Annotated in this window: 17 protein-coding genes; 5 read left to right on the top strand and 12 right to left on the bottom strand. The window is 72.8% G+C overall.

Annotated elements, in window-relative coordinates; genetic code table 11:
• Positions 1–33: 33 nt before the first annotated feature.
• Complete coding sequence (locus Dfulv_RS11585) at positions 34–621, bottom strand: hypothetical protein (protein WP_259862802.1); 588 nt, start codon at positions 619–621, stop codon at positions 34–36.
• Entirely contained in the window at positions 618–2,753 is a 2,136-nt protein-coding gene (locus Dfulv_RS11580; RefSeq protein WP_259862800.1) for an MMPL family transporter, read from the bottom strand. Before Dfulv_RS11580 ends, Dfulv_RS11585 begins: the two co-directional genes overlap by 4 nt.
• Before the next feature lie 81 nt (positions 2,754–2,834).
• Here Dfulv_RS11580 and Dfulv_RS11575 point away from each other — a divergent pair, with 81 nt between their 5' ends.
• Positions 2,835–3,434 (top strand): TetR/AcrR family transcriptional regulator, encoded by a 600-nt coding sequence (locus tag Dfulv_RS11575; RefSeq protein ID WP_259862799.1) that lies wholly within the window; start codon positions 2,835–2,837, stop codon positions 3,432–3,434.
• Between the two features lie 100 nt (positions 3,435–3,534).
• Here the strand turns inward: Dfulv_RS11575 and Dfulv_RS11570 are convergent, their stop codons facing one another.
• Positions 3,535–4,935 carry an FAD-dependent oxidoreductase gene (locus Dfulv_RS11570; RefSeq protein WP_259862798.1) on the bottom strand — a complete coding sequence of 467 codons (1,401 nt, stop codon included), beginning with the start codon at positions 4,933–4,935 and terminating at the stop codon, positions 3,535–3,537.
• Positions 4,936–5,336: 401 nt separating this feature from the next.
• On the opposite strand from Dfulv_RS11570, the gene Dfulv_RS11565 reads away from it, so the two are divergent.
• Positions 5,337–7,301, top strand: a complete 1,965-nt coding sequence (locus Dfulv_RS11565) for a discoidin domain-containing protein (RefSeq protein ID WP_259862796.1) — start codon at positions 5,337–5,339, stop codon at positions 7,299–7,301.
• 175 nt (positions 7,302–7,476) lie between these two features.
• Here the strand turns inward: Dfulv_RS11565 and Dfulv_RS11560 are convergent, their stop codons facing one another.
• A complete protein-coding gene (locus Dfulv_RS11560; RefSeq protein ID WP_259862794.1) occupies positions 7,477–7,893 on the bottom strand; it encodes a cupin domain-containing protein in 417 nt (138 codons plus the stop codon).
• A 189-nt stretch (positions 7,894–8,082) separates the two neighbouring features.
• Between Dfulv_RS11560 and Dfulv_RS11555 the strand changes: the two genes are divergently transcribed.
• On the top strand, positions 8,083–8,898 hold the full coding sequence (locus Dfulv_RS11555; RefSeq protein ID WP_259862793.1) for a hypothetical protein: 816 nt from the start codon (positions 8,083–8,085) through the stop codon (positions 8,896–8,898).
• Here Dfulv_RS11555 and Dfulv_RS11550 read toward each other — a convergent pair.
• The 7 genes from Dfulv_RS11550 to Dfulv_RS11520 form a co-directional block, all read right to left on the bottom strand.
• Positions 8,867–9,448, bottom strand: coding sequence for a TetR/AcrR family transcriptional regulator (locus Dfulv_RS11550; protein ID WP_259862792.1), 582 nt, complete (start codon positions 9,446–9,448; stop codon positions 8,867–8,869). The genes Dfulv_RS11555 and Dfulv_RS11550 overlap by 32 nt on opposite strands.
• Entirely contained in the window at positions 9,441–10,235 is a 795-nt protein-coding gene (locus Dfulv_RS11545) for an alpha/beta fold hydrolase (RefSeq protein ID WP_259862791.1), read from the bottom strand. Before Dfulv_RS11545 ends, Dfulv_RS11550 begins: the two co-directional genes overlap by 8 nt.
• 1,165 nt (positions 10,236–11,400) lie before the next feature.
• Entirely contained in the window at positions 11,401–12,072 is a 672-nt protein-coding gene (locus Dfulv_RS11540; protein ID WP_259862790.1) for a FadR/GntR family transcriptional regulator, read from the bottom strand.
• Positions 12,063–12,953 carry an amidohydrolase family protein gene (locus Dfulv_RS11535; protein ID WP_259862789.1) on the bottom strand — a complete coding sequence of 297 codons (891 nt, stop codon included), beginning with the start codon at positions 12,951–12,953 and terminating at the stop codon, positions 12,063–12,065. Before Dfulv_RS11535 ends, Dfulv_RS11540 begins: the two co-directional genes overlap by 10 nt.
• Positions 12,950–13,876, bottom strand: coding sequence for an aldo/keto reductase (locus tag Dfulv_RS11530; RefSeq protein ID WP_259862788.1), 927 nt, complete (start codon positions 13,874–13,876; stop codon positions 12,950–12,952). The genes Dfulv_RS11535 and Dfulv_RS11530 overlap by 4 nt, the downstream gene beginning before the upstream one ends.
• Positions 13,873–14,628 (bottom strand): SDR family NAD(P)-dependent oxidoreductase, encoded by a 756-nt coding sequence (locus tag Dfulv_RS11525; RefSeq protein WP_259862787.1) that lies wholly within the window; start codon positions 14,626–14,628, stop codon positions 13,873–13,875. The genes Dfulv_RS11530 and Dfulv_RS11525 overlap by 4 nt, the downstream gene beginning before the upstream one ends.
• A gap of 188 nt (positions 14,629–14,816) precedes the next feature.
• On the bottom strand, positions 14,817–15,713 hold the full coding sequence (locus Dfulv_RS11520; protein ID WP_259862786.1) for a serine/threonine-protein kinase: 897 nt from the start codon (positions 15,711–15,713) through the stop codon (positions 14,817–14,819).
• Positions 15,714–15,876: 163 nt separating this feature from the next.
• Here Dfulv_RS11520 and Dfulv_RS11515 point away from each other — a divergent pair, with 163 nt between their 5' ends.
• Together Dfulv_RS11515 and Dfulv_RS11510 are read left to right on the top strand one after the other, a co-directional pair.
• Positions 15,877–18,204, top strand: coding sequence for a putative bifunctional diguanylate cyclase/phosphodiesterase (locus Dfulv_RS11515; protein ID WP_259862785.1), 2,328 nt, complete (start codon positions 15,877–15,879; stop codon positions 18,202–18,204).
• The gene (locus tag Dfulv_RS11510) at positions 18,201–20,036 is read left to right on the top strand and encodes a sensor domain-containing diguanylate cyclase (RefSeq protein ID WP_259862784.1); all 1,836 of its coding nucleotides are present in this window, start codon (positions 18,201–18,203) and stop codon (positions 20,034–20,036) included. The genes Dfulv_RS11515 and Dfulv_RS11510 overlap by 4 nt, the downstream gene beginning before the upstream one ends.
• Here the strand turns inward: Dfulv_RS11510 and Dfulv_RS11505 are convergent.
• Positions 20,015–20,221: a hypothetical protein gene (locus tag Dfulv_RS11505; RefSeq protein ID WP_259862783.1), complete on the bottom strand. Its 207-nt coding sequence runs from the start codon at positions 20,219–20,221 to the stop codon at positions 20,015–20,017. The two genes, Dfulv_RS11510 and Dfulv_RS11505, sit on opposite strands and share 22 nt — an antisense overlap.
• Between the last annotated feature and the right edge of the window lie 285 nt (positions 20,222–20,506).

Here is a 20,506-nt window from a genome sequence, read left to right as displayed (position 1 = left end):
ACCGACGAGCGGGCCGCACCGGCAGCCGGGCTGTCACTCGAACGGCGGCAGCGCCTTGAACCGGTCGTCCAGCCGGACGCTCGGCAGCATGCGGCGCAGCTTCGCGCGGACCAGCGTCAGCGGGTGGTCCGGGAACTGCGCGTCGTACTGTTCGCCGTCGGCCCGGTGGTGAGGCAGGCCGCCCTGGAGGTCGGGCGCATAGGGCGACGGCAGGAAGTAGTGCTGCGGACCGACCTGCGACATGATCAGGGCCTCCCGCATGCCGGTCGTCCCGTACTCGGGCGCCTGCAGCTTCAGCACCGTGCTGCACGTGGCCCGCGGAACCGTGTACGACCCGAGGAACACCAGGCCGTGGCCCTGCGGGTGGGGCACCTTGATGAGCTGGCGCACGGCCGGGACACCGTCGACCGGTTCGATGACCGCCTCGATGACCCCGGCGCCCTGGGCCGCGGCGTTGCGGGCCAGTCCGGCCTGCAACGCCGGGAGCTCGTGCAGCGGGGCCGGCAGGTCGGGGCGGAGGTCGAAGAAGTGCAGCGACAGGATCGTGCCCTGCTCGTCACGCCACACGAGCTGGTCGAGCTGCTGGAAACCGGTCAGATCGAGATTGGTGATCGGGGTCATGATCGCACATTCTCACCGATGGTGACCGGTTCCGCCGCCCCGGGTCCCTCGGCGAGGCCGATCCGGCGGTGCAGGCGGCGCAGCGGCTTGGGCGCCCACCAGTTGGCGTGGCCGGCGAGACGCATGAAGGCGGGCGCGAGCAGGCCGCGGATGAGCGTGGCGTCGACGAGGACGGCCAGGGCCATGCCGATGCCGAGTTGCTGCAGGAAGACGACCCGGCCGGTGGCGTAGGCGGCGAACGACACCGCCAGGATGACCGCGGCGGCGGTGACGAGCGGCGCGCTGCGCGTGATGCCGGCCGGGATCGCGCCGACCGGGTCGCCCGTCCGGTCGTACACCTCCTTGATCCGCGCCAGCAGGAGGACCTCGTAGTCCATCGAGAGCCCGTACGCGACGCAGAACATGAGGATCGGCACGCTGGGCTCGATCGACCCGGTCGGGGTGAAGCCGAGCAGGCCGCTGAGGTGCCCCTCCTGGAAGACGAACACCAGGGCGCCGAACATCACCGACAGGCTCAGCAGGTTGAGGACGGCGGCCTTGAGCGGCGCGACGACGCTGCCGGTCATGAGGAACAGCACGGCGACGGTGACGGCGACGATGAGCCCGGCGACGAGCGGGAGGCGGCCGGCCACGCCGTCGCGGTAGTCGGTGAGCTCGGCCGGGTAGCCGCCGACGTGGACGGGGAAGGGCTGCGGGACGGCCCGCAGCTCGCGGACGAGGCCGACGGCGTCGCGTTCGAGCCGCTCGCTGAAGGGCACGACCACCAGCCGGGTCGCGGCGCCGTCCCGGAGGGCGCCGATCGCGTCACCGGTCCGCGCACCGTCCGCGTAGGACCCGTCGGCCGAGTCGACACGGACCACCCCGTCCACTTCGGACAACCGCCGGGCGTAGTCGGCGACCGGCCCCCCGCCGTCCGCCGCGACGATCTGCACCGCGTCCGACTCCTCCTGGGCGAAGCCGGCGCGGATCTGGTCGTACACCTGGCGGACCGGCGCCGACGCGGGCAGCACGCGGTCGTCGGGCAGGCCGAAGCGGATGCCCAGCACGGGCGCGCCGAGCAGCACGAGCACGGCCAGGGCGGCGCCGCCGTACCGCAGGGGGCTGCGGACCACCCGCGCCGCGACCCGGCCCCAGAAGCGTTCCGCCCGCGGCGGCGCGTCGACCCGCCGGCCGAGCAGCGCCAGGGCGGCGGGCAGCACGACCACGGCGCCCACGACGGCGGCGAGGACCACGGCGAGCCCGGCCCAGGCGAAGGAGCTCAGGAACGGGAACGGGAAGGCGAACAGCACGGCGAGTGACGCCGCGACGGTGGCGCCGCTGAAGAGGACGGTGCGGCCGGCGGTCCGCACGGTACGCGCGACCGCGCCCTCGCCGTGGTGCAACTCCTCCCGGAAGCGGAAGATCATGAAGAGGCCGTAGTCGACGCCCAGCCCGATGCCCATCACGAGCGCGATGTTCGACGCGAACGTGGACACGTCGACCCCGGCCGCGACGACGAGGCGCAGCAGGGCGAGGGAGCCGGCGACGGCGAAGACGCCGATGCCGAGGGTGACGAGCGCGGCGCCGATCCGGCGGTACACCCACCACAGCATGAGCAGCACGAGCGGGAGGATGACGAGCTCCGCGCGCAGGAAGTCGCGGCGGGCCTGCTCCATCACCTGGCGGAACACCTCGTCGCCGCCGCCGACGGCGACCGTGACGGCCGCGTCCTCGCGGTTGAACGCCGGCGCCAGGGTGGGCAGGACGCCGCGGCGCACGTCGTCGGCACTGCCCGGCAACCAGGCCAGCACCAGCGCCTGCCGGCCGTCGGCGCTGCGCAGGGTCGCCAGGTTGCCGCGGCTCCAGTACGACCAGGCGTCGCCGACACCTCCGTGCCGCCGCAGCTCCTCGGTGATCGCCAGCCCGGCCGCGGCGACCGCGGGACTGTCGACCGTGCCCTCCCGCGCCGTGACGAGCAGCGCGACGTTGGGGCTGCCGGTGCGGAACCGCTCGGCGAGCACCGCCCGGGCCTGCATCGACTCGGATCCGGGCGCCTCGAACCGGTTCAGCGAGAGCCGGTCGATCACCCCGGCGCCGAACACGCCGGCGAGAACGGTGACAAATGCGGACACGACAACGATCCAGCGCGCCACGCGGGCCTCCTGGTATTTTTGCGAGCAACAACTCGTGTTCGAAGATACGAGCAGTCGCTCGTGTTTTGCAAGGGGGTGCCCGTGGTCGCGAAACGGCAGGCTCGCGGTGAGCGGCGGATGGCGGAGATCCTCGATGCCGCCGGCCGGGTGTTCGCCGAGTCCGGCTACGAGAAGGCGACGACCAACGCGATCGCCGCCGCGGCCGGCATCTCACCCGGCTCGCTGTACCAGTTCTTCGGCAACAAGGAGGCGATCGCCGCCGCGCTCGCGGAGCGCTTCGTCAGCGAGATGCACGAGGCGCACACCGCCGCGCTCACCGGCCACGACGTGTCCGCGATGGACTGGCGCGACATCCTGGACCGGACGGTCGATCCGATCCTCGCGTTCAACGTGGCGAACCCGGGCTTCAAGGCGCTCTTCGCCCGCCCGGACATGCCGCCGGGCCTGGCGGCCGCCGCCGAGCCGATCCAGGCCGCGCTGCTGGGCCGGGTGGCCGCGATCATCACCGCGAAGGCCCCCGGGCTGGCGGAGGCGGACCGCGCCCGCACCGCACGCGTGGCGATCCAGGTGTTCCAGGCGATGCTGCCGCTGGTGCTCGCCGCGGAGCCCGGCGAGCGGCCGGCGGTCGTCGAGGAACTCAAGAAGGTGTTGTACGGCTACCTCGCGCCGCTGTCGCAATGACCTCCCCGGACCGCCGCCCCGCCCGCCGGACCTGCGTGACGACGGCGACGAGGACGGCGAGCGCGTGCAGCACCAACCGCGCGCGCTCAGCGTCCCGCGCTCAGCGCCCCCGGAACAGGTTCACCCGCAGGGCGCGCAGGAGGACCGACGGCTTCGCCAGCTCCGCCGGATGGCCGATCATCGCCGTGACCCGGTTGAGGCGCTGGCTCGTGACCGAGTCGGTCATCGACGCCTTCAGGATCACGTTGCTCGCCCAGCGGATCACCTTGTAGCCGCGTGGGTGGCCGTCGACGATGTGCGGCAGGCCCAGGTCGGCGAAGGTCGAGACCTGCCAGGCCGCGTCGACGATCACGCGGACGCGGTCGAAGTACGCCTTCGCGGGCTCCGACGCGAGGTCGGGCCGGCCGCGCAGGTACGCCGACAGGCACGACGCGTGGAGGATCGCCGACGTCATGCCCTGCCCGTAGACCGGGTTGAACGACGCCACCGCGTCACCGGCCGCGACCAGGCCGGCCGGGAGCCGGTCGAGCTCGTGGAAGTCCCGGCGCCGGCTGTCGGCCTGGTGGTACGTGATGACGTTGCCGATCATCCGGCCGCGCTCGGCGATGTCGCCGAACATCGCCGGGTAGTGCCGCCGGCAGCGGGCCGCGAACTCGCCGGCGTCGCGGGTCGGGCGGTCGTCGTCGTAGCCGGCGACCAGCATGATCCAGCGGTCGCCCTCGACGGAGTTGATGCCGCCGATCCGCGCCACCCGCCCCTTGTCCGGCGTGGTCTGCGAGATCGCCACCCACGTGTCGCTCACTGCCTCGTCGCGCTCGAACAGCGCCGAGGCGTAGTTGAGCTTGATCGGCATGCGGCGCATCGGTGCGCGCGGCCAGCCCGCCTCCTCCAGCCAGTCGCCGAGCCGGCTGGAGCGGCCCATCGCGTCGACCACCAGGTCGGTGTCGAGCTCCACCGGCTCGTCGCCGCCGGCGGGCACATACCGCGCGCCGGTGACACCCCGCTCGCCGAACCGCAGGCCCTCGGCCCGCCCGAAGACCATCCGGACGTTGCCGATCTCCAGCACCTTCCGGCGGACCTGCGCCTCCAGGAACGGCCGGGTGGTGATGAGGATCGGCATCTCGGGCGGCGCGTCCTGCGCCTGCCGCAGCTCGTCGTTGATGAAGATCTTCGCATCGTTGCGGCCCGGGTTCGGCGCCCCGGCGGCCACGGCGTCGTCGGTGAACCCCGGGAACCAGCGCTCCAGCTGCACCTGACCGGCCGGCAGCAGCGCGTGGACCTGGCTGCCCTGCGGCACGCCCGGGCGCGGGCCCGCGTCGACGTCAGTGCCGTCGCGCTCGACGATCACCACCTCTTCGGCGTGGTCACTGAGCACCCGCGCGGCCATCAACCCGGCCATGCTGCCGCCGAGCACGACCGCCCGGCGCATGAGCACCTCGGGTGCGGCCGGCGGCTCCGGCGTGCTGATCTCGGCGAAAAGCTGCGATGCTGACGGTGCCATCCGGCCTCCCCTTGGTCGATCGTCTTCCCCATCGAAGATCTTACTTGTACCTATTGGGTGGCCACTTCGACGGCCGATCGCTCGACGCCCATGTCGACCCTGCGTCCGTGATCGACTACATACACGGAACAAACTTCTGAAAGTCGGTTCGAAACTTGCGCAACATTCATCGAAGTATTGCGTTGCGCTGAGGGTTGCTGGCAGGATTTCCCACCAGAAGCCGTCATATGGTCAGCACCGCCAACCGCGCGTGACACGCGTGGGCTGCTCAGTGCCGGTCCGCGGGCCCGCCTTGCCCGCTGCCCCCGCCACACCGCCCAGAGAGCCTTCGAAGCCGGCCCGACCGCCATCGGGTCCGCGCCGCCGTGGGCTCCGCCGGGCGGCACACCCGAGGAGTCCACATGGGAGTTTCCCGCCGCTCCGTCATCGCCACCTCGATCGCGGGCGCCGCCGCGACCGCCCTGCCCCTCGCCGCGGCCGGCACGGCCGAGGCGGCCAGCCCGCCCGGCGACGTCGTCGGCAAGGTCACCGTCGGCTACCAGGGCTGGTTCGCCTGCATCGGCGACGGCGCCCCGATCAACGGCTGGTGGCACTACAGCCCGAACTGGTCGCAGTCCCCCGCACCGGGCGCCTGCTCGATCACCTGCTGGCCGGACATGCGCGACTTCACGCGTGGCTACCGCTCCAACTTCGCCAACCTCGGCAACGGCCAGCCGGCCAACCTGTTCTCCTCGTACGACCAGCAGACCGTCGACACCCACTTCCGCTGGATGCAGCAGAACGGCTGCGACACGGCGGCCCTGCAGCGGTTCAACCCGTTCGGCGGCGAGGGGCCGACCCGCGACGCGATGGCGGCCAAGGTGCGCCAGTCCGCCGAGGCGTTCGGGCGGAAGTTCTACATCATGTACGACGTCACGTGGTGGCTGAACATGCAGTCGGAGATCAAGACCGACTGGACCACGAAGATGTCGGCCTACACGGCGTCGCCGGCCTACGCGCGGCAGAACGGCAAGCCGGTCGTGTGCATCTGGGGCTTCGGCTTCAACGACGACGGCCGCCCGTTCCAGCCGGCGGCCTGCCTCGACGTCATCAACTGGTTCAAGAACCAGGGCTGCTACGTCATCGGCGGCGTGCCGACCCACTGGCGCCTCGGCACCGACGACTCGCGGCCCGGTTTCCTCGACGTCTACCACGCCTTCAACATGATCTCGCCGTGGATGGTCGGCCGGATCAGTGACAACAACGGCGCCGACTGGTTCTACCAGAACCGGGTCCTGCCCGACCTCGCCGACCTCAACGCCCGCGGCATCGACTACCAGCCGTGTGTCATCCCCGGCGACCTCGCCGCCGGGCACCGCCGCCACGGTGAGCTGATGTGGCGGCAGTTCTACAACCACACGCGGGCCGGCGTGCCGAGCGTCTACATCTCGATGTTCGACGAGTTCAACGAGGGCAACCAGATCGCGAAGACGGCCGAGAGCGCGGCCTTCCAGCCGACGAACTCGGGCATGCGGGCGCTGGACGAGGACGGCACGCCGTGCTCCGCGGACTACTACCTGCGCCTGACGAACGACGGCGGCCGGATGCTCAAGGGACAGGTCGCACTGACCGCGACGCGGTTCACCCCGACGTTCCCGACCGGCCCCGACTCGACCGCGCCGTCGGTGCCCGGCAACCTGCGGGTGACCGGCACCACCGACACCACGGTCGCGCTCGCCTGGGACGCGTCGACGGACAACGTGGGCGTGGCGGGGTACCGCGTGTCGCGGGTGGCCGGATCCGGCAGCACCGTCGTCGGGACCACCGGCACGCTGGCGTTCACGGTCACCGGGCTCACCGCGTCGACGGCCTACCAGTTCACCGTCGCCGCCTACGACGCGGCCGGCAACGCCTCCGGCGCGTCCAACACGGTCAGCGTGACGACGTCCGCGCCGCCGAACAACAACACCAACCTGGCGCAGGGCCGCCCGACCGCGGAGAGCAGCCACACCCAGGTGTACGGCAGCGGCAACACCGTCGACGGCAACCCGGACACCTACTGGGAGAGCGCGAACAACGCCTTCCCGCAGTGGCTCCAGGTCGATCTCGGCTCGGCGGTGGCCACGAAGCGGATCGTGCTGACCCTGCCGCCGCCGTCGGCCTGGAGCACCCGGACGCAGACGCTGTCGGTGACCGGCAGCACCGACGGCAGTTCGTTCACCACGATCGTCGGATCCGCCGGCTACACCTTCAACCCGGCGACCGGCAACACCGTGACGATCGCCTTCCCGAGCACCTCGACGGTGCGGTACCTGCGGCTGAACTTCACCGCGAACACCGGCTGGCCGGCCGGCCAGATCTCGGAGTTCCGCGTCTACAACGGATAGTCGTCCGGCCCCTGCCAACGCCGATGGCCGGGGCCGGATGGGGAGCGGTGTCCCGGCCCGACGCCGACGGGCCGGAACGACACACCCCAGCAGGCGGGTGGCGACCAGGCGTCCGGTTGCCACCCGCCTCCGCCCTCGGCACGGCGGACGCAGCCGCCCAGCGCGAACGGGCCGGTCAGTCCACCGGTGCCCACAGGCTCGGCAGGTTGACCACGACACCTTCCTGGCTGCTGCGGGCGATCACGACGACGGCCTCCTCCGCACCCGGGTTCTCCTCGCGGTGCGGCACGAACGGCGGGACGAAGACGTAGTCGCCCGGCGAGGTCTCCAGGCGGACCTCCCGCTCCCCCTCCGCGAAGACGAAGACCGGGTGACCGGAGACGACGTAGATGGCCGTCTCCGTCTCGCCGTGGTGGTGGTCGCCGGAGGAGGTCGCCGGCGCGACGTGGGTCTGGCCCATCCACACCTTCGACGAGCCGACGGTCTTGCCGGAGATCGCCTCCAGCCGGGTCATGCCGGACGTCTGGCGGGTATCGCCGCTCAGCTCGCTGCCCTTGACGTGCCGCAGCGGGGCGTGCCAGTGGTCGGTCATGCGATGCTCCCAAGCGGGGTCGGGATCGCGTCGTCCGCACTCCCCGCGACGCGCATGGCCAACCCTATCAACGGCTCCGGTGGGCATCGACTGCTCAGGCCGTACCATTTCCGAGGCTTTTATGGCGATTTGTCGTTAACGTCAGTGATGCCGGGCAACCGTACCCGGCGGGACGGGAGCGACAAGACCATGAACCGCAGAAGTCTGCTGGTGGCCGCGGGTGCGATCGGCCTCACGACGGCGGTCGGGGGCACGGCCGTGGCGCTCGCCGAGCCGGAAGGCGCGCCGGAGACCACACTCGAGGCGGCGCTGGAGTCGGTGCCGGGGCACCGCCCGCGGCCGGTCCTGCTCTGGGAACTGACCGGCGGGTTCGTGCCGGCCGGCTGGAACGCGCTGCGGCCCGCGCGACTGGCGGCCTACGACGACGGCGTCCTCATCGCGGACGCGACCCGGCGGCTGCGGGTCAGTCCCGGCACGCTGCGCTCGCTGCGCAACCACGCGACGACCGTCCTGCGCGACCCCGCCAACGCGCGGCGCCGCCCCGGCGCGCCGGTCATCGCCGACGTGCCGTCGACGGTGTTCACGGCGCGGGCCGCCGGGCGGCGCCACAGCCTGCAGTTCGAGGGGCTGGAGGAGACGCGGCAGGACCGGGCGTACCCGACGCCGGCGTACTCGCTGCTCGACCACGTGACGCGGCTGCGCGACCGCACGACGGGGACGGGCTCGGCGTGGCGGCCCGACGCGGTACGGATGATCGCGGTGGTGCTCGACCCGGCACAGCCGACCGGCGGCACCGGGACGCAGCCCGCGCCGTGGCCCGCCGGCGTGCCGGTGCCGCACCCGGGCAAGAACGAGTTCGTGGCGCGGCTCGACCTGCGCGGCCGGCAGGCGCGGGCGCTGATCCGCGCGGTGCCGCACCCGGATCCGGCGCAGTGGCCGGTGTTCCGCGCCCCGGACGGCACGCGGATGCAGGTCAACTGGCGGTTCCTGCTGCCCCACGAGTGACCTTGAGGCCGGCCAGCACCGTTTCGATGAGCCTCTGGTGGGTGACCGCGACGTCCTGCGGGAGGCCGAAGCCGCCGGAGATGTGCAGGATCGCGAAGCCGTGCATCGCGGCCCGGACGACCCGGGTCGCGTGCACGAGGTCGCCGTCGCCGAAGCCGTAGCCCTTCAGCACCGCGAAGCAGAGCGTGACGAACCGCTCGGCGGCGGCGTTCACCTCCGGGTCGGGGTCGGGCTGCTGCGGGATGAACGCGTAGCGGTTGGGGTGGGCCGTCGCATACTCGTGGTAGGCCCGCATCAGCGCCTCCATGGCCGCATCACCGCTGCGGCCGAGCACCACGGCCGTCACCGTCGCGGTGAACTCGTCGAAGAGGCGCACCGCGATCAGGCGGCGCAGCTCGGCGAGACTGCCGACGTGCTTGTAGAGCGACGGGGTGGCGACGCCGGTGCGGGCCGCCACCGCGGCGAGCGTGAGCGCGGCCGGGCCGTCGGCGTCGACGATCGCCAGCGCGGCGTCGACCACGGCGGTCCGGTTCAGCCCTGCTCTAGGCATCCTGGTGGCTCCTCAGAAAGGTCAGCACGGCGTCGGCCGTCTCGGCGGGAAACTCGGAGTGCGGGTAGTGTCCCGCACCCTCGATCATCGCAACACCGGCGTTGATGCGCCCGGCGACGAGCCGCGCCTCAGCGGCGGGGTCGGGGAAATCGGGGTCCTCGGTGCCCATGACGACCAGGGCCGAGGTGCGAACCTCGGGCATGCGGGCCTCGCACGGCGCCACGTCGGCGGCGACCATGGCGCGCAGGGCCGCCATCCGTCCCGGCTCCGCGAGGCTGGCCGACAGGGCCGCCTTCTCCTCGGCGAAGTTCGCGGGCTTGCAGGTCTTGAACAGCGACGCCCAGTACATCATCCACAGTGGACGGAACCGCCCGACGACCCGGATGGCCGCCCGCATGACAGGGTTGGGTTTGGGCATCACACGGGCGAACGGCGCGGACAGCACGATGGCGCTGAACAACTCCGGCGCCTCGGCGGCGGCCCAGACCGCGGTGGCGCCGGTATACGAGTTGGTGAAGAGCACGGCGGGCCCGGCGTCGAGGTGGCGCAGCAGGGCGATGGCGTCACGGCCGATCGCGTCGGGGGCATAGTCGGCCCAGACCGCGTCGGTCTCCCCCTCGCCGCGGAGGTCCATGGTGACGACGCGGTAGCCGGCCTCGACGAGCAGAGGCCGAAACAGATCGTAGGTCTTGCGGGTCACGCCCATCCCAGGCAGGCACAGCACCAGGGGCCCGTCGTTGCGGCTGTCGTCGTAGGCGATCCGCCCACCCTCAAAGCTAATCTCCATAACTTAGAAGCTAACTCAATTAGCCAATCTTCGTCAAGCTTGTGCGGCTCACCCCTCCGCCACAACTCGACAGTGCCTTGGCCGCCGGACGGCATGCTTGGCGGGACGATCGGGGCACAGCCCGGACGACGGTTGGCCGGAGGAACACAGCACCCCGGCCGGACGCTCACGACACAGCCGGCCCGCCGCGCCGGCCGGACGATCGCGGCCCGCACCACACGGCCAGACGATCACACCGCAGCCAGCCCGGCACACCGGCCGGACGATCACGCCACAGCCAGCCCGGCACACCGGCCGGACGATCACGCCACAGCCAGCCCGGCACACCGGCCGGACGATCACGCCACAGCCAGCCCGGCACATTGGCGGGACCATCACGCCACAGCCGGCTCGACACACCGGCCGGACGATCACAGCACTGGAGTGACCCGTGTCGGCCGGACGGTCACGGCGCAGCCAGCGTGCCGTGCCGGCTGCGCCGTGACCGTCCGGCCCATGATCTCGACGCGGCCGCAATCAAGAAGGCTGACGTCCAAGGTGCCGCCGACCGCACCTACAACACATCGCATCTCCAGCCCCAGCCTCGCGAATCCGGCTCGCGACCCACATCAGCAACATGACCTTGGTCGATTTCCGTCGCCCCAGCCACGGAACCCGACCAAGGTCAACCAACAACCACAGCCACCACGCAAAAAACGGACACCACCTCAACCACGAGCCTTCAAGATTGCGACGCCACCGCGATCACGTGTGCCACGAGCGGCTAAGACTGCGACACCACCGCGATCACGCGCCACAAGCGGCCAAGACTGCGACACCACCGCGATCACGCGCCACAAGCGGCCAAGACTGCGACACCACCGCGATCACGCGCCACAAGCGGCCAAGACTGCGACACCACCGCGATCACGCGCCACAAGCGGCCAAGACCGCGACACCACCGCGATCACGCGCCACAAGCGGCCAAGACCGCGACACCACCGCGATCACGCGCCAACAGTGGTCGAGATTGCGACGGCATTGCGATCATCGCGGATGTTGCTGTCGTGGAACGGCTTGCTCGCCACGGGGCCGTTGGACAGGGCCAGGTCGGCGAGGTCGTTGAGGACTCGGTGCGCGGTCGGCCACCGGCCGGATCGGCGGCGGGGTGCCGGGCCCGAGGGGCTCACAGTGCGCGGCGCAGCCACTCCTCGACGCCGGCCACATGGATGGTCGCCCAGGACCGGGCCAGCTCCGGCTGGCGGGACGCGATCGCGTCGACGATCGCCTGGTGCTGCTCCCGAGTGCGGGCGGCGGCGCCCTCCTGCGTCAGGCCCCGCCAGATCCGGGCCCGCGTGGTCGGGCCGGAGAGCCCGTCGATGAGCGAGCACAGCACAGCGTTGTTCGAACCGGCCGCGATCTGGCGGTGGAACTCGAGGTCGTTGGCGACCAGCGCCTCGATCGTGGGGTCGTCGGCGAGCTGGTCGAGGACTCCCTGGAGCTTGGCGACGTCCTCGTCGGACATCCGCTCCGCCGCCAGCGCCGTGGCGGCCGGCTCCATGATCCGCCGGACCTCCAAGAATTCCAGCACCGTGTCGTCGCGGTGGAAGTCGACGACAAAACTCAGTGCGTCGAGCAGCAGGTCGGGCTCAAGGCTCGTGACGTAGGTGCCGTCGCCCTGCCGCACGTCGAGCACCCGGATCATGGACAGCGCCTTGACCGCCTCACGCAGCGAGTTGCGCGACAGGCCGAGCCGCTCGGCCAGGTCCGCCTCCTTGGGCAGCCGGTCGCCGGGACCGAGCTCACCCGAGGTGATCATGCCCTTGATCTTGTCGATTGCCTCGTCGGTCAGTGCCATCGATTCCTCCGCGGCGACTGTACGCCCGCCGTGCCGTCCCGCAGCCCGTAAACCTCGGTCGCCGTGCCGCCGAAGATCCGCGCCCGCCCGGGCTCGTCGACGTCGCGGAGCAACTCTTCCAGGGTCTCCTTGACGACCTGGTACGGCGCGGCGAGCGTACACACCGGCCAGTCCGAGCCGAACATGAGCCGCTGCGGCCCGAAGAGGGTCAGTGCCTCCTCCACGTACGGCCGCAGGTCCTCGGCGTTCCAGCCGGACCAGTCCGCCTCCGTGACGAGCCCGGAAAGTTTCGCGGTGACGTTCGGCCGGGCGGCGAGGCCGGCGACGAGCGCACGCCACTCGGCGAGGCCCTCGGCACCGGCCCGGACGCGGGGCTTGCCGAGGTGGTCGAGCACGAAGCTCACCCCGGGCAGCGCCTCGGCCGCGCGGGCCGCGGAGGGCAACTGCTCGACCCGTACGACCAGATCGAAGGTGAGACCGGCCCGGCCGATCCGTTCCAGGCCGCGGCGCACGTCGGCCCGGTCGAGGTAGCCGACGTCCTCGGCCTGCACCTGTGCCCGGACGCCGACGAGCGACAGCGCCCCGGGCAGGGAGAAGTAGCCGGCCAGGGTGGCCTCGAGCGCCGGGTCGGCGGGATCGGCCCACGCGACGACGCCGGCGATCTCGGGGGCGTCGAGCGTGTGGGCGAGCAGGATCGCGGCCTCGCCGGTGTCGCAGCGGCCGCCCTCGACGAGCACGGTGCGGGTGACCCCGGCGCCGGTGAGCTCGCCCTGCAGCTGGACCGGGCCGAACGTCCGGCGGATCGGCGCGAGCTCCGGCGCGTCGAGCCAGTCGTAGCCGCCGTCGAGCTGCCAGAGGTGGTGGTGGGCGTCGACGATCACGGCAGCAGCCCCGCCCCGGCCAGGGCCGGCCAGAGCGCCGCCGGCGGCGGGGTCCCGAAGAGTGCGGCGTTGCGCTCGACCTGGTCGGGCGAGTCGGCGCCGACGACCACGGCGGTGACGGCCGGGTCGCTGCCGGCGAACGCGAGGGCCGCCGCGGGCAGGCTCGTGCCGTGCCGCTCGCAGACCGCGGCGATGGCCCGGGCGCGGTCGACGAGCGCGGCGGGTGCGGTGCCGTACTCGTACGGCAGCTTGTCGTGCGGCTCCTCGAGCGCGAGCAGGCCGCTGTTGAACACCCCGGCGTTGAGCACGCCGACGCCTGCCGCCGCGCAGGCCGGCAGCAGCTCCTCACGGGCCGGCTGCTCCAGCAGCGTGAACCGCCCGGCGACCAGCACCACGTCGGGTGTGCACTCGGCGACGAACCGGGTGAGCACCCCGGCGTCCTTCGACCCGGCCCCGACGGCGCCGACAACCCCTTCGGCACGCAGCTCGGCCAGCGCCGGGAAGCCCTCGCGGAACGCCACCTCCGTGTGCCCCTCGGGGTCGTGCAGCAGGGCGATGTCGATCCGGTCGAGGCTGAGCCGGTCCAGGCTGTCCTCGATCGAGCGGCGGACGCCGTCGCGGGTGAAGTCGCGCACGCGCCGGTGGGTCGCCGGGACGACGAACCCCTCCGCCGTGTCCATGCCTCCCTCGTCGGTCGGCACGAGCAGACGTCCGACCTTCGTGCTGACCGTGTACTCGTCGCGCGGCCGGTCGCGCAGCGCAGCGCCGAGCCGGCGCTCGGAGAGGCCGAGGCCGTAGTGGGGCGCGGTGTCGAAGTACCGGATCCCGGCGTCCCAGGCGGCGTCGACGGTCGCCGCGGCCCGCTCGTCGGAGATCTCGTGGTACAGGTTGCCGAGCTGCGCGCAGCCCAGGCCCAGCCTCACGGCTTCGCCCGCAGCCGCAGGCCGTGCATGCCGCCGTCGACCGCGAGGACCGTGCCCGTCGTGGCGCCGGCGAGCGGGCTCGCGAGGTATGCGATCGCGGCGGCGACCTCCTCGGCGGTGACCAGGCGCCCGGTCGGCTGGCGGGCCTTGAGCGCGGCGAGCTCGGCGTCGGGGTCGGCGGCCTTGGCGAGGAGCCGCCGCACCCACGGGGTGTCGACGGTGCCCGGGTTGACGCAGGACACCCGGATGCCTTCACGGACGTGGTCGGCCGCCATCGCGGCGGTGAGCGCCTGGACGGCGCCCTTGCTGGCACTGTAGAGCGCCCGGTCGGGCAGCCCGGCGTGGGCCGCGATCGAGCAGGTGTTGACGACGGCCGCGTGAGCCGAGGCACGCAGGTGCGGCAGCGCGGCGCGGGTCACGCGGACCAGGCCGACGACGTTGACGTCGAGGACGCGGTGCCACTCCTCGTCGGAGTTGGCCTCGACGGTGCCGATCGCGCCGATGCCGGCGTTGTTGACGAGGATGTCGAGCCCGCCGAGCCACTCGACGGCGGCGGCCACCCCGGCGCGCACGGCCGGGTCGTCGGTCACGTCGGCGACCACCCCGTGCAGCGGCGCCGGCAGGTCGTCGATCCGCAGGTCGAGGCACGCCACGCGAGCACCGCGTGCGGCCAGGTGGAGGGCCGTCGCCAGCCCGATCCCGGAAGCCCCGCCGGTCACGATGGCGGCGAGACCGTCGAATTCACCGTTCACCTATCCCCCAATACATCGGAGGAATGCTGTCTATCAGTTGGCCTCACCTTCCACAAGTGCCGCGATGCACCCTGCAAACATCGGATCCCTACCCGCCTCCACCAAAGCGGCGTGTCGGACCGGCGTGTCGCGGCGGAGCGACGCACACCCCACGCTCCCATGCAGGGACGTCGGGGGTGCAGGCGGGGTCAGATGGCCAACGTCGAGGCGTGGAGCGCAGGGTCCGCCGCCGCCGCCGACGGGCGGGCGCGCAGGACCGGGGGGACGTGGACCGCCACGTCGACCGCGGCCGCCAGGATCAGCGCCAGGGCCACGCTCGTCGGGCGGCACTCCGGGACCTTGTCCAGGCACGCCGTGCAGACCTCGGCCAGGTCCTCCGGCATGCCGGGGATCGGCGGCAGCGGGGCCGGCGCGGTGTACCGGTGGGCGTGGAGCACCTGCTCGTCCGTGTCCGCCCGCCACGGCAGGCGGCCGGTCAGGCACTGGTAGAGCAGCACGCCCACGGCGTAGACGTCCGCCGACGGGCTGCTCGGGCCGCGGTCCAGCCGCTCGGGCGCCAGGTACGCGGGCGTGCCGAGCAGCGTGCCGTCGGGCAGGTGGTCGGGGTCGCCCGTGCGAGCCGCCACGCCGAAGTCGAGGATCTTCGCGCCGGACGCCGTCAGGACCACGTTGGCGGGCTTGATGTCCCGGTGGACGATGCCGTACGTGTGCGCGGCGGCGAGGCCGGCGCTCACCTCGGCGCAGACCCGGCCGGCGACCTGCCAGTCGAGCGGGCCGCCGTGCATCACCTCGTCCAGCGGCTGACCATCGACGAGCTCCATCACCAGGTAGGCGGTGCCCCGGCCGGCCCGCTTCGAGGTGCCGAAGTCGTAGACCGACACCACGTTGGGATGGGCGAACCGGGCCCCGGATCGGGCCTCGTTGCGGGCCCGGTCGAAGGCCTCCTGGTCGGCGGTGTGCTCGGGTGTCAGCAGCTTGACGGCCACGTCGCGGTCCAGCACCTCGTCATGAGCCTGCCACACCGTCGCCATGCCGCCCTGGCCCAGCTTGCGCCGGAGCCGATAGCGCCCGCCCAGACACCGCACACAGTCCTCTTTCCCCCGTCGAGGGTGATTCTCACCCGGAACCCGAGCGCACCGCTGGAGCACCCGCGAAGCAACCCCGATCCGGTGAGCTGGAGCGGCCTCGGAAAAGCCCGGGAAAAGCCCGAGAAGTGCCGAGCAACGCCCCCCGGAAGCGAGGATCCGCATGCACGGACGCATGGGCCCGGCCGGGCGCTCGCAGGTGCTTGTGGTGTTCGCCACCGGCGCGTTCGTCGCGTCGTCGCTGAGCACCGGCACGCCGGCCCGGGTGATGTGGCTGCTCGGCGCGCTCGTCTGCACCGCGCCGCTGCTCGTGCGCGTCGTGCGGGACGGGGCGCGGGTGCCCTGGCCGTGGCGGCTGGTGGCCGCGGGCTTCGTGCTGCGGCTCGCCGCCGACCTGATCGGGCAGGCCGAGCGCGCACCGCACCCGGGCGCGGCGCCGGTCCCGGGGTACGACGACCTCGCCTACCTGCTGTCCTACGCCGCGCTCATCGCCGGGTTGCTCGCCGTCTGCGGCCGCCGGACCCGCCTCGCGCTGCTCGACGCGTCGATCATCGCCGCCGGGCTGGCGGTCATCGACTGGATGTTCGTCGTCCACCCGTACCTGCACCACGTCGGGCCGGGCGGGCCGGCCGTCACGGTGCTGTACCCCGTCTGCGACCTCGTGGTGTTCGCCGCCGGGGTGCGCGCGGTGCTCGCCGGCGCCGGCCGCAACCCGGCGAACCGGCTGCTCCTGGCCGGCGTCGGCCTCACGCTCGCGGCGGACACGCTGTTCTGCGTGGACGCCGCGCAGGCGTCGACCCGCTCGGTCTCCACCGTCGACGACGCGCTGTGGCTGGCCGCATACCTGGTGGTCGGGCTCGCGGGCCTGCGGCCGGAGACGATCGGCGGGGCCGGCCCGGAGGGCGCGGACCGGGTCACCGCCGCCCGCATCCTGATCTTCGGCGCGGCCGCCCTGGCCGGCCCGATCGCCGTGATCGTCCGGATGATCGGGCGTACCGGCACGCTGCACCCCGGCGAGTGGTACCACGTGATCGTCCCGTCGATCCTGGCCGGCGTCCTATCCGCGCTCCTCGTCACCCGCCTGGGCCTGCTGGCCCGGCTCGCCCAGCGCCGCTCGGCCGAGCTCGACTCGCGCGGCCGGCGGCTCTCCGACGCCCTGGTGGAGCGGGAGGCGCTGGAGCACCGGTTGCGTCACGGGGCCCTGCACGACCCGCTGACCGGGCTGGCGAACCGCGTCCTGTTCGCCCAGCACATGGAGCGGGCGCCCACCCGGTCCGGCGGCACCGGCCGGCACGCCCTGCTGGTCGTCGACCTCGACCGGTTCACCGACGTCAACGACGCGTTCGGCCACGGCTTCGGCGACGACACGCTCGCCGCGGTCGCGCACCGCCTCCAGGGCATCGCCGCGCCCTCCGACACCCTCGCCCGGCTCGGCGGCGACGAGTTCGCGCTGTTCGTCGTGGACGTGGACGAGGACCGGGCGACGCGGCTCGGCGAGCTGATCCGCGCCGAGCTCAAGGCGCCGATGGTGGTCGGCGACCGCGTCGTCCACCTCGGTGCCAGCGTCGGCGTCGTGCACCTGGCGCCGCACGCGGACCCGCGCGCGGCCCTGGCCGACGCCGAGCTCGCCCTGCGGGCCGCCAAGCGGGCCGGCCGGGACAGGGTCGTGCCGTACCGGCCGGAACTGCGCACCGCCCGGGAGCGCTTCACCCGCATCAGCGCCGGACTGCGCCACGCGATCGACCGGGACGAGCTGGCCGTGCACTACCAGCCGGTGGTGGAGCTGCCGTCCGCCCGGATCGTGGCGGTGGAGGCGCTGCTGCGGTGGACCCCGGCGGGCGGTCCGCCGGTGCCGCCGATGGACTTCATCCCGGTCGCCGAGGAGACCGGGCTCATCGTGCCGATCGGCGCCTGGGTGCTGGAGCGGGCCTGCCGCGACGCCCGGGTCTGGTACGACCGGCACGGCGCCTCGCTGACCGTCAACGTCTCCGTGCGCCAGCTCGCCGAGCCCGGCTTCGCCGACGAGGTGCTGCACACGCTGGCGCGCACCGGCCTGCCCGCGGCCGGGCTGGTGCTGGAGATCACCGAGTCGGTCCTCGTCGGCGGCGACGGCGCCGCGCCGGTGCTCGTGGCACTCGAACGGCTGCGCGCACACGGCATCCGGATCGCCATCGACGACTTCGGCACCGGGTACTCGTCGCTGTCGTACCTGACCCGGCTGCCGGTCGACATCCTGAAGATCGACCGGTCGTTCGTACCGACGGATACCGCCGCCTCCGGCGGGGACCACGCGTTCACGCGGGCGGTCCTGCAGCTGGGCAGCAGCCGGGACCTCCCGGCCATCGCGGAGGGCATCGAGACCGCCGAGCAGGCCGAGCTGCTCCACCGGCTCGGGTGCCGGCTCGGCCAGGGCTACCACTTCGCCCGGCCGGGCCCGGCCGACCAGGTCGAGGCCGCCTTCCGGCGCCTGAACCCGGCGCTCGCCGGATGAGGCGCGACCCGCTCCTGTTCGTGACGGCCGGCGGTGGTGCCGCCCTCGTCGGCTGGCTCCTGCTCGACGTCGGCGGGGCGACGGCGCAGCTGCGGCTGTTCTGGACGGTGGTGCCGGTCTTCGACCTGCTGCTGTGGTACTTCGCGCGCAGGGTCGCGCGGCTGCCCGGCGCCCCGGCCGGCGTCCGGCGCTTCTGGCGGGAGTGCGGGCGGGCCGCGCTGGTCTTCGCCGCCGGTGACACCAGCCAGGCCGTCGTCGCCTGGACCCGGCCCGGGCCGGAAACGGCGGTCGCCAACTCGTTCCAGGCCAGCTGCATCCTGCTCGGCATGTGCTGGCTGATCTGGGTGACCCTCACACACCCGACGCCGATCCGGAGCCGGCAGGCCCGGATCCGGTTCTGGCTCGATGCCGTGTCGGTGCTGGTCGGCGCCGGTGTGCTGGTGTGGCTGCTGGTCCTGCCGCACGGCGACGGCGCACCCGGCGGCGCGCTCGTGGCCCTGCTGCTCGGCTCGGTCATCATCCTGTTCGCGGCGTTCGCCGCGGTGAAGCTGATCCTCAGCGGCAACGCCCCGATCGCGCGGCGGGCCGCGACGCCGATGCTGCTCGCCGGGGCGATCCAGGGGCTGGTCGGCGGGCTCGTCACCGCTGACAGCCGGCACCTCGGCCTGCTGCTCGCGGCCCAGATGCTGTCCGTGGTGCTGGTCGCGAGCGGCCCGCGGTTGCAGGAACGGGCCATGCTCGCCGGCGCCCGGCCGGCCGTGTGGCGCGCCCGGCCGTACAGCCTCCTGCCCTACACGACCCTCGCCGGGATGTTCGCCGCCGTGCCGCTGGTGCTGCGCGACGGGCTGGGGCCGGACGCGTGGCTGTTGCTCGGCGGGCTCTTCGTCGCGACCGTCCTGGCGGTGAGCCGCCAGTTGCTCGCGTTCGCGGAGAACGCCGAGCTGCTGGCGCAGCTGGGCAACCAGCAGGAGCACTTCCAGTCACTGCTCGCGTACTCGACCGACATCACGTCGGTCGTGGACGCCGGCGGGTTCCTCACCTATGTCTCCCCGGCGACCGAGCGCCTCCTCGGCAAGGCACCGGCGGCCGTGCTCGGCACGCAGGTCGTCTCCCACGTCCACCCGGACGACCTGCCCGCGTTCCTGGCGGCGCTGACCCGGCTGCGCGGGGTCGCCGACGCGACCGTGTCGTACCAGGTGCGGTACGCCCACGCCGACGGATCCTGGCGCTGGCTCGACGTGGTCAGCCGCAACCTGCTGCACGTGCCGAGCGTGCGCGGCTACGTCAGCAACGCCCGCGACGCCACCCAGGCCCGGCTGTTGCAGGACGAGCTGCGCCACCAGGCGACCCACGACGGGCTGACGGGGCTGGCCAACCGGGCGCTGTTCGACGAGCGGCTGACGTCCGCGGCGGACGCGGGGATGGCGGCGGTACTGCTGGTCGACCTGAACGACTTCAAGTCGATCAACGACACACACGGGCACCACGTCGGCGACGTGGTGCTGGCCGGCGTCGCCGAGCGGCTGCGGGCGAGCACCCCGCCCGGCGGCACGGCGGCGCGCATCGGCGGCGACGAGTTCGCGGTCGTGCTGCCAGGCCTCGACGTGATCGGCGCCGCGCAGGTCGCGCGGCGCTTCCTGAGCCTGCTGGACGAGCCGATGCCGGTGCCGGGACAGCGGATTCCGGTCCGCGCGAGCGTCGGCATCGTCGACGGCGACCCGCGGGACGCGGAGCGGCTGCTGCAGCGCGCGGACGCGGAGATGTACCGCGCGAAACGCGAGGCGCGGGCCCTGCGGTTGTTGTCCGTGCCTCAGATGTCCTCGTCGAGCTGAGTTCCCCGGCGCGGGTCGGCGATCCGCCGGCCCGTCGAGTCGACGGCGCCCTCGTCCACCCGGCCGCCTCGGCCTTCCCGGAACAGGAGGCTCTGCCGCTGCTCGGCCTCGCGGCGGGCGGCGTCGCGCGCCTTGCCTTCAGGGCTGAGCGGGTCGATCCCGGTCGGGTCCTGCGTGTCCATCACGATCACTCCCCCTGGTCGGCGATCGGGTCACGATACCCAGACCGATCTCCGGTAATCCATACGCGATCCGCTGGAATGCTCTCGTTGCCCTCCGTCGCGGCCGGCCGGCGAGCTCATCCGCCGCGCCGACGAGGCGATGTGCCGGATGAAACACGGCACCGCCGGGATGACACGCCGCACACGGGCCACGGCCTCCTCGCCGGCAGGGCCGCACGCCGAACTCCGTGGATAGTGTCGAACGCGGAGCAACCACAGTCTTCCTCAACGAAGGAGACCTGACGAAGG

It is taken from the genome of Dactylosporangium fulvum, from assembly GCF_025137375.1.
Taxonomy (GTDB): Bacteria; Actinomycetota; Actinomycetes; order Mycobacteriales; family Micromonosporaceae; genus Dactylosporangium; species Dactylosporangium fulvum.
Note: the sequence above shows the minus strand (reverse complement) of the source record. Positions and strands in the feature narration are given on the sequence as shown.

What these genes read in the sequence shown, in the direction of transcription:
- Dfulv_RS11550 (WP_259862792.1), bottom strand. Translation starts at nt 9,448, where the DNA reads ATGCCTAGAGCAGGGCTGAACCGGACCGCCGTGGTCGACGCCGCGCTG.
- Dfulv_RS11585 (WP_259862802.1), bottom strand. Translation starts at nt 621, where the DNA reads ATGACCCCGATCACCAATCTCGATCTGACCGGTTTCCAGCAGCTCGAC.
- Dfulv_RS11570 (WP_259862798.1), bottom strand. Translation starts at nt 4,935, where the DNA reads ATGGCACCGTCAGCATCGCAGCTTTTCGCCGAGATCAGCACGCCGGAG.
- Dfulv_RS11545 (WP_259862791.1), bottom strand. Translation starts at nt 10,235, where the DNA reads ATGGAGATTAGCTTTGAGGGTGGGCGGATCGCCTACGACGACAGCCGC.
- Dfulv_RS11555 (WP_259862793.1), top strand. Translation starts at nt 8,083, where the DNA reads ATGAACCGCAGAAGTCTGCTGGTGGCCGCGGGTGCGATCGGCCTCACG.
- Dfulv_RS11540 (WP_259862790.1), bottom strand. Translation starts at nt 12,072, where the DNA reads ATGGCACTGACCGACGAGGCAATCGACAAGATCAAGGGCATGATCACC.
- Dfulv_RS11515 (WP_259862785.1), top strand. Translation starts at nt 15,877, where the DNA reads ATGCACGGACGCATGGGCCCGGCCGGGCGCTCGCAGGTGCTTGTGGTG.
- Dfulv_RS11560 (WP_259862794.1), bottom strand. Translation starts at nt 7,893, where the DNA reads ATGACCGACCACTGGCACGCCCCGCTGCGGCACGTCAAGGGCAGCGAG.
- Dfulv_RS11565 (WP_259862796.1), top strand. Translation starts at nt 5,337, where the DNA reads ATGGGAGTTTCCCGCCGCTCCGTCATCGCCACCTCGATCGCGGGCGCC.
- Dfulv_RS11510 (WP_259862784.1), top strand. Translation starts at nt 18,201, where the DNA reads ATGAGGCGCGACCCGCTCCTGTTCGTGACGGCCGGCGGTGGTGCCGCC.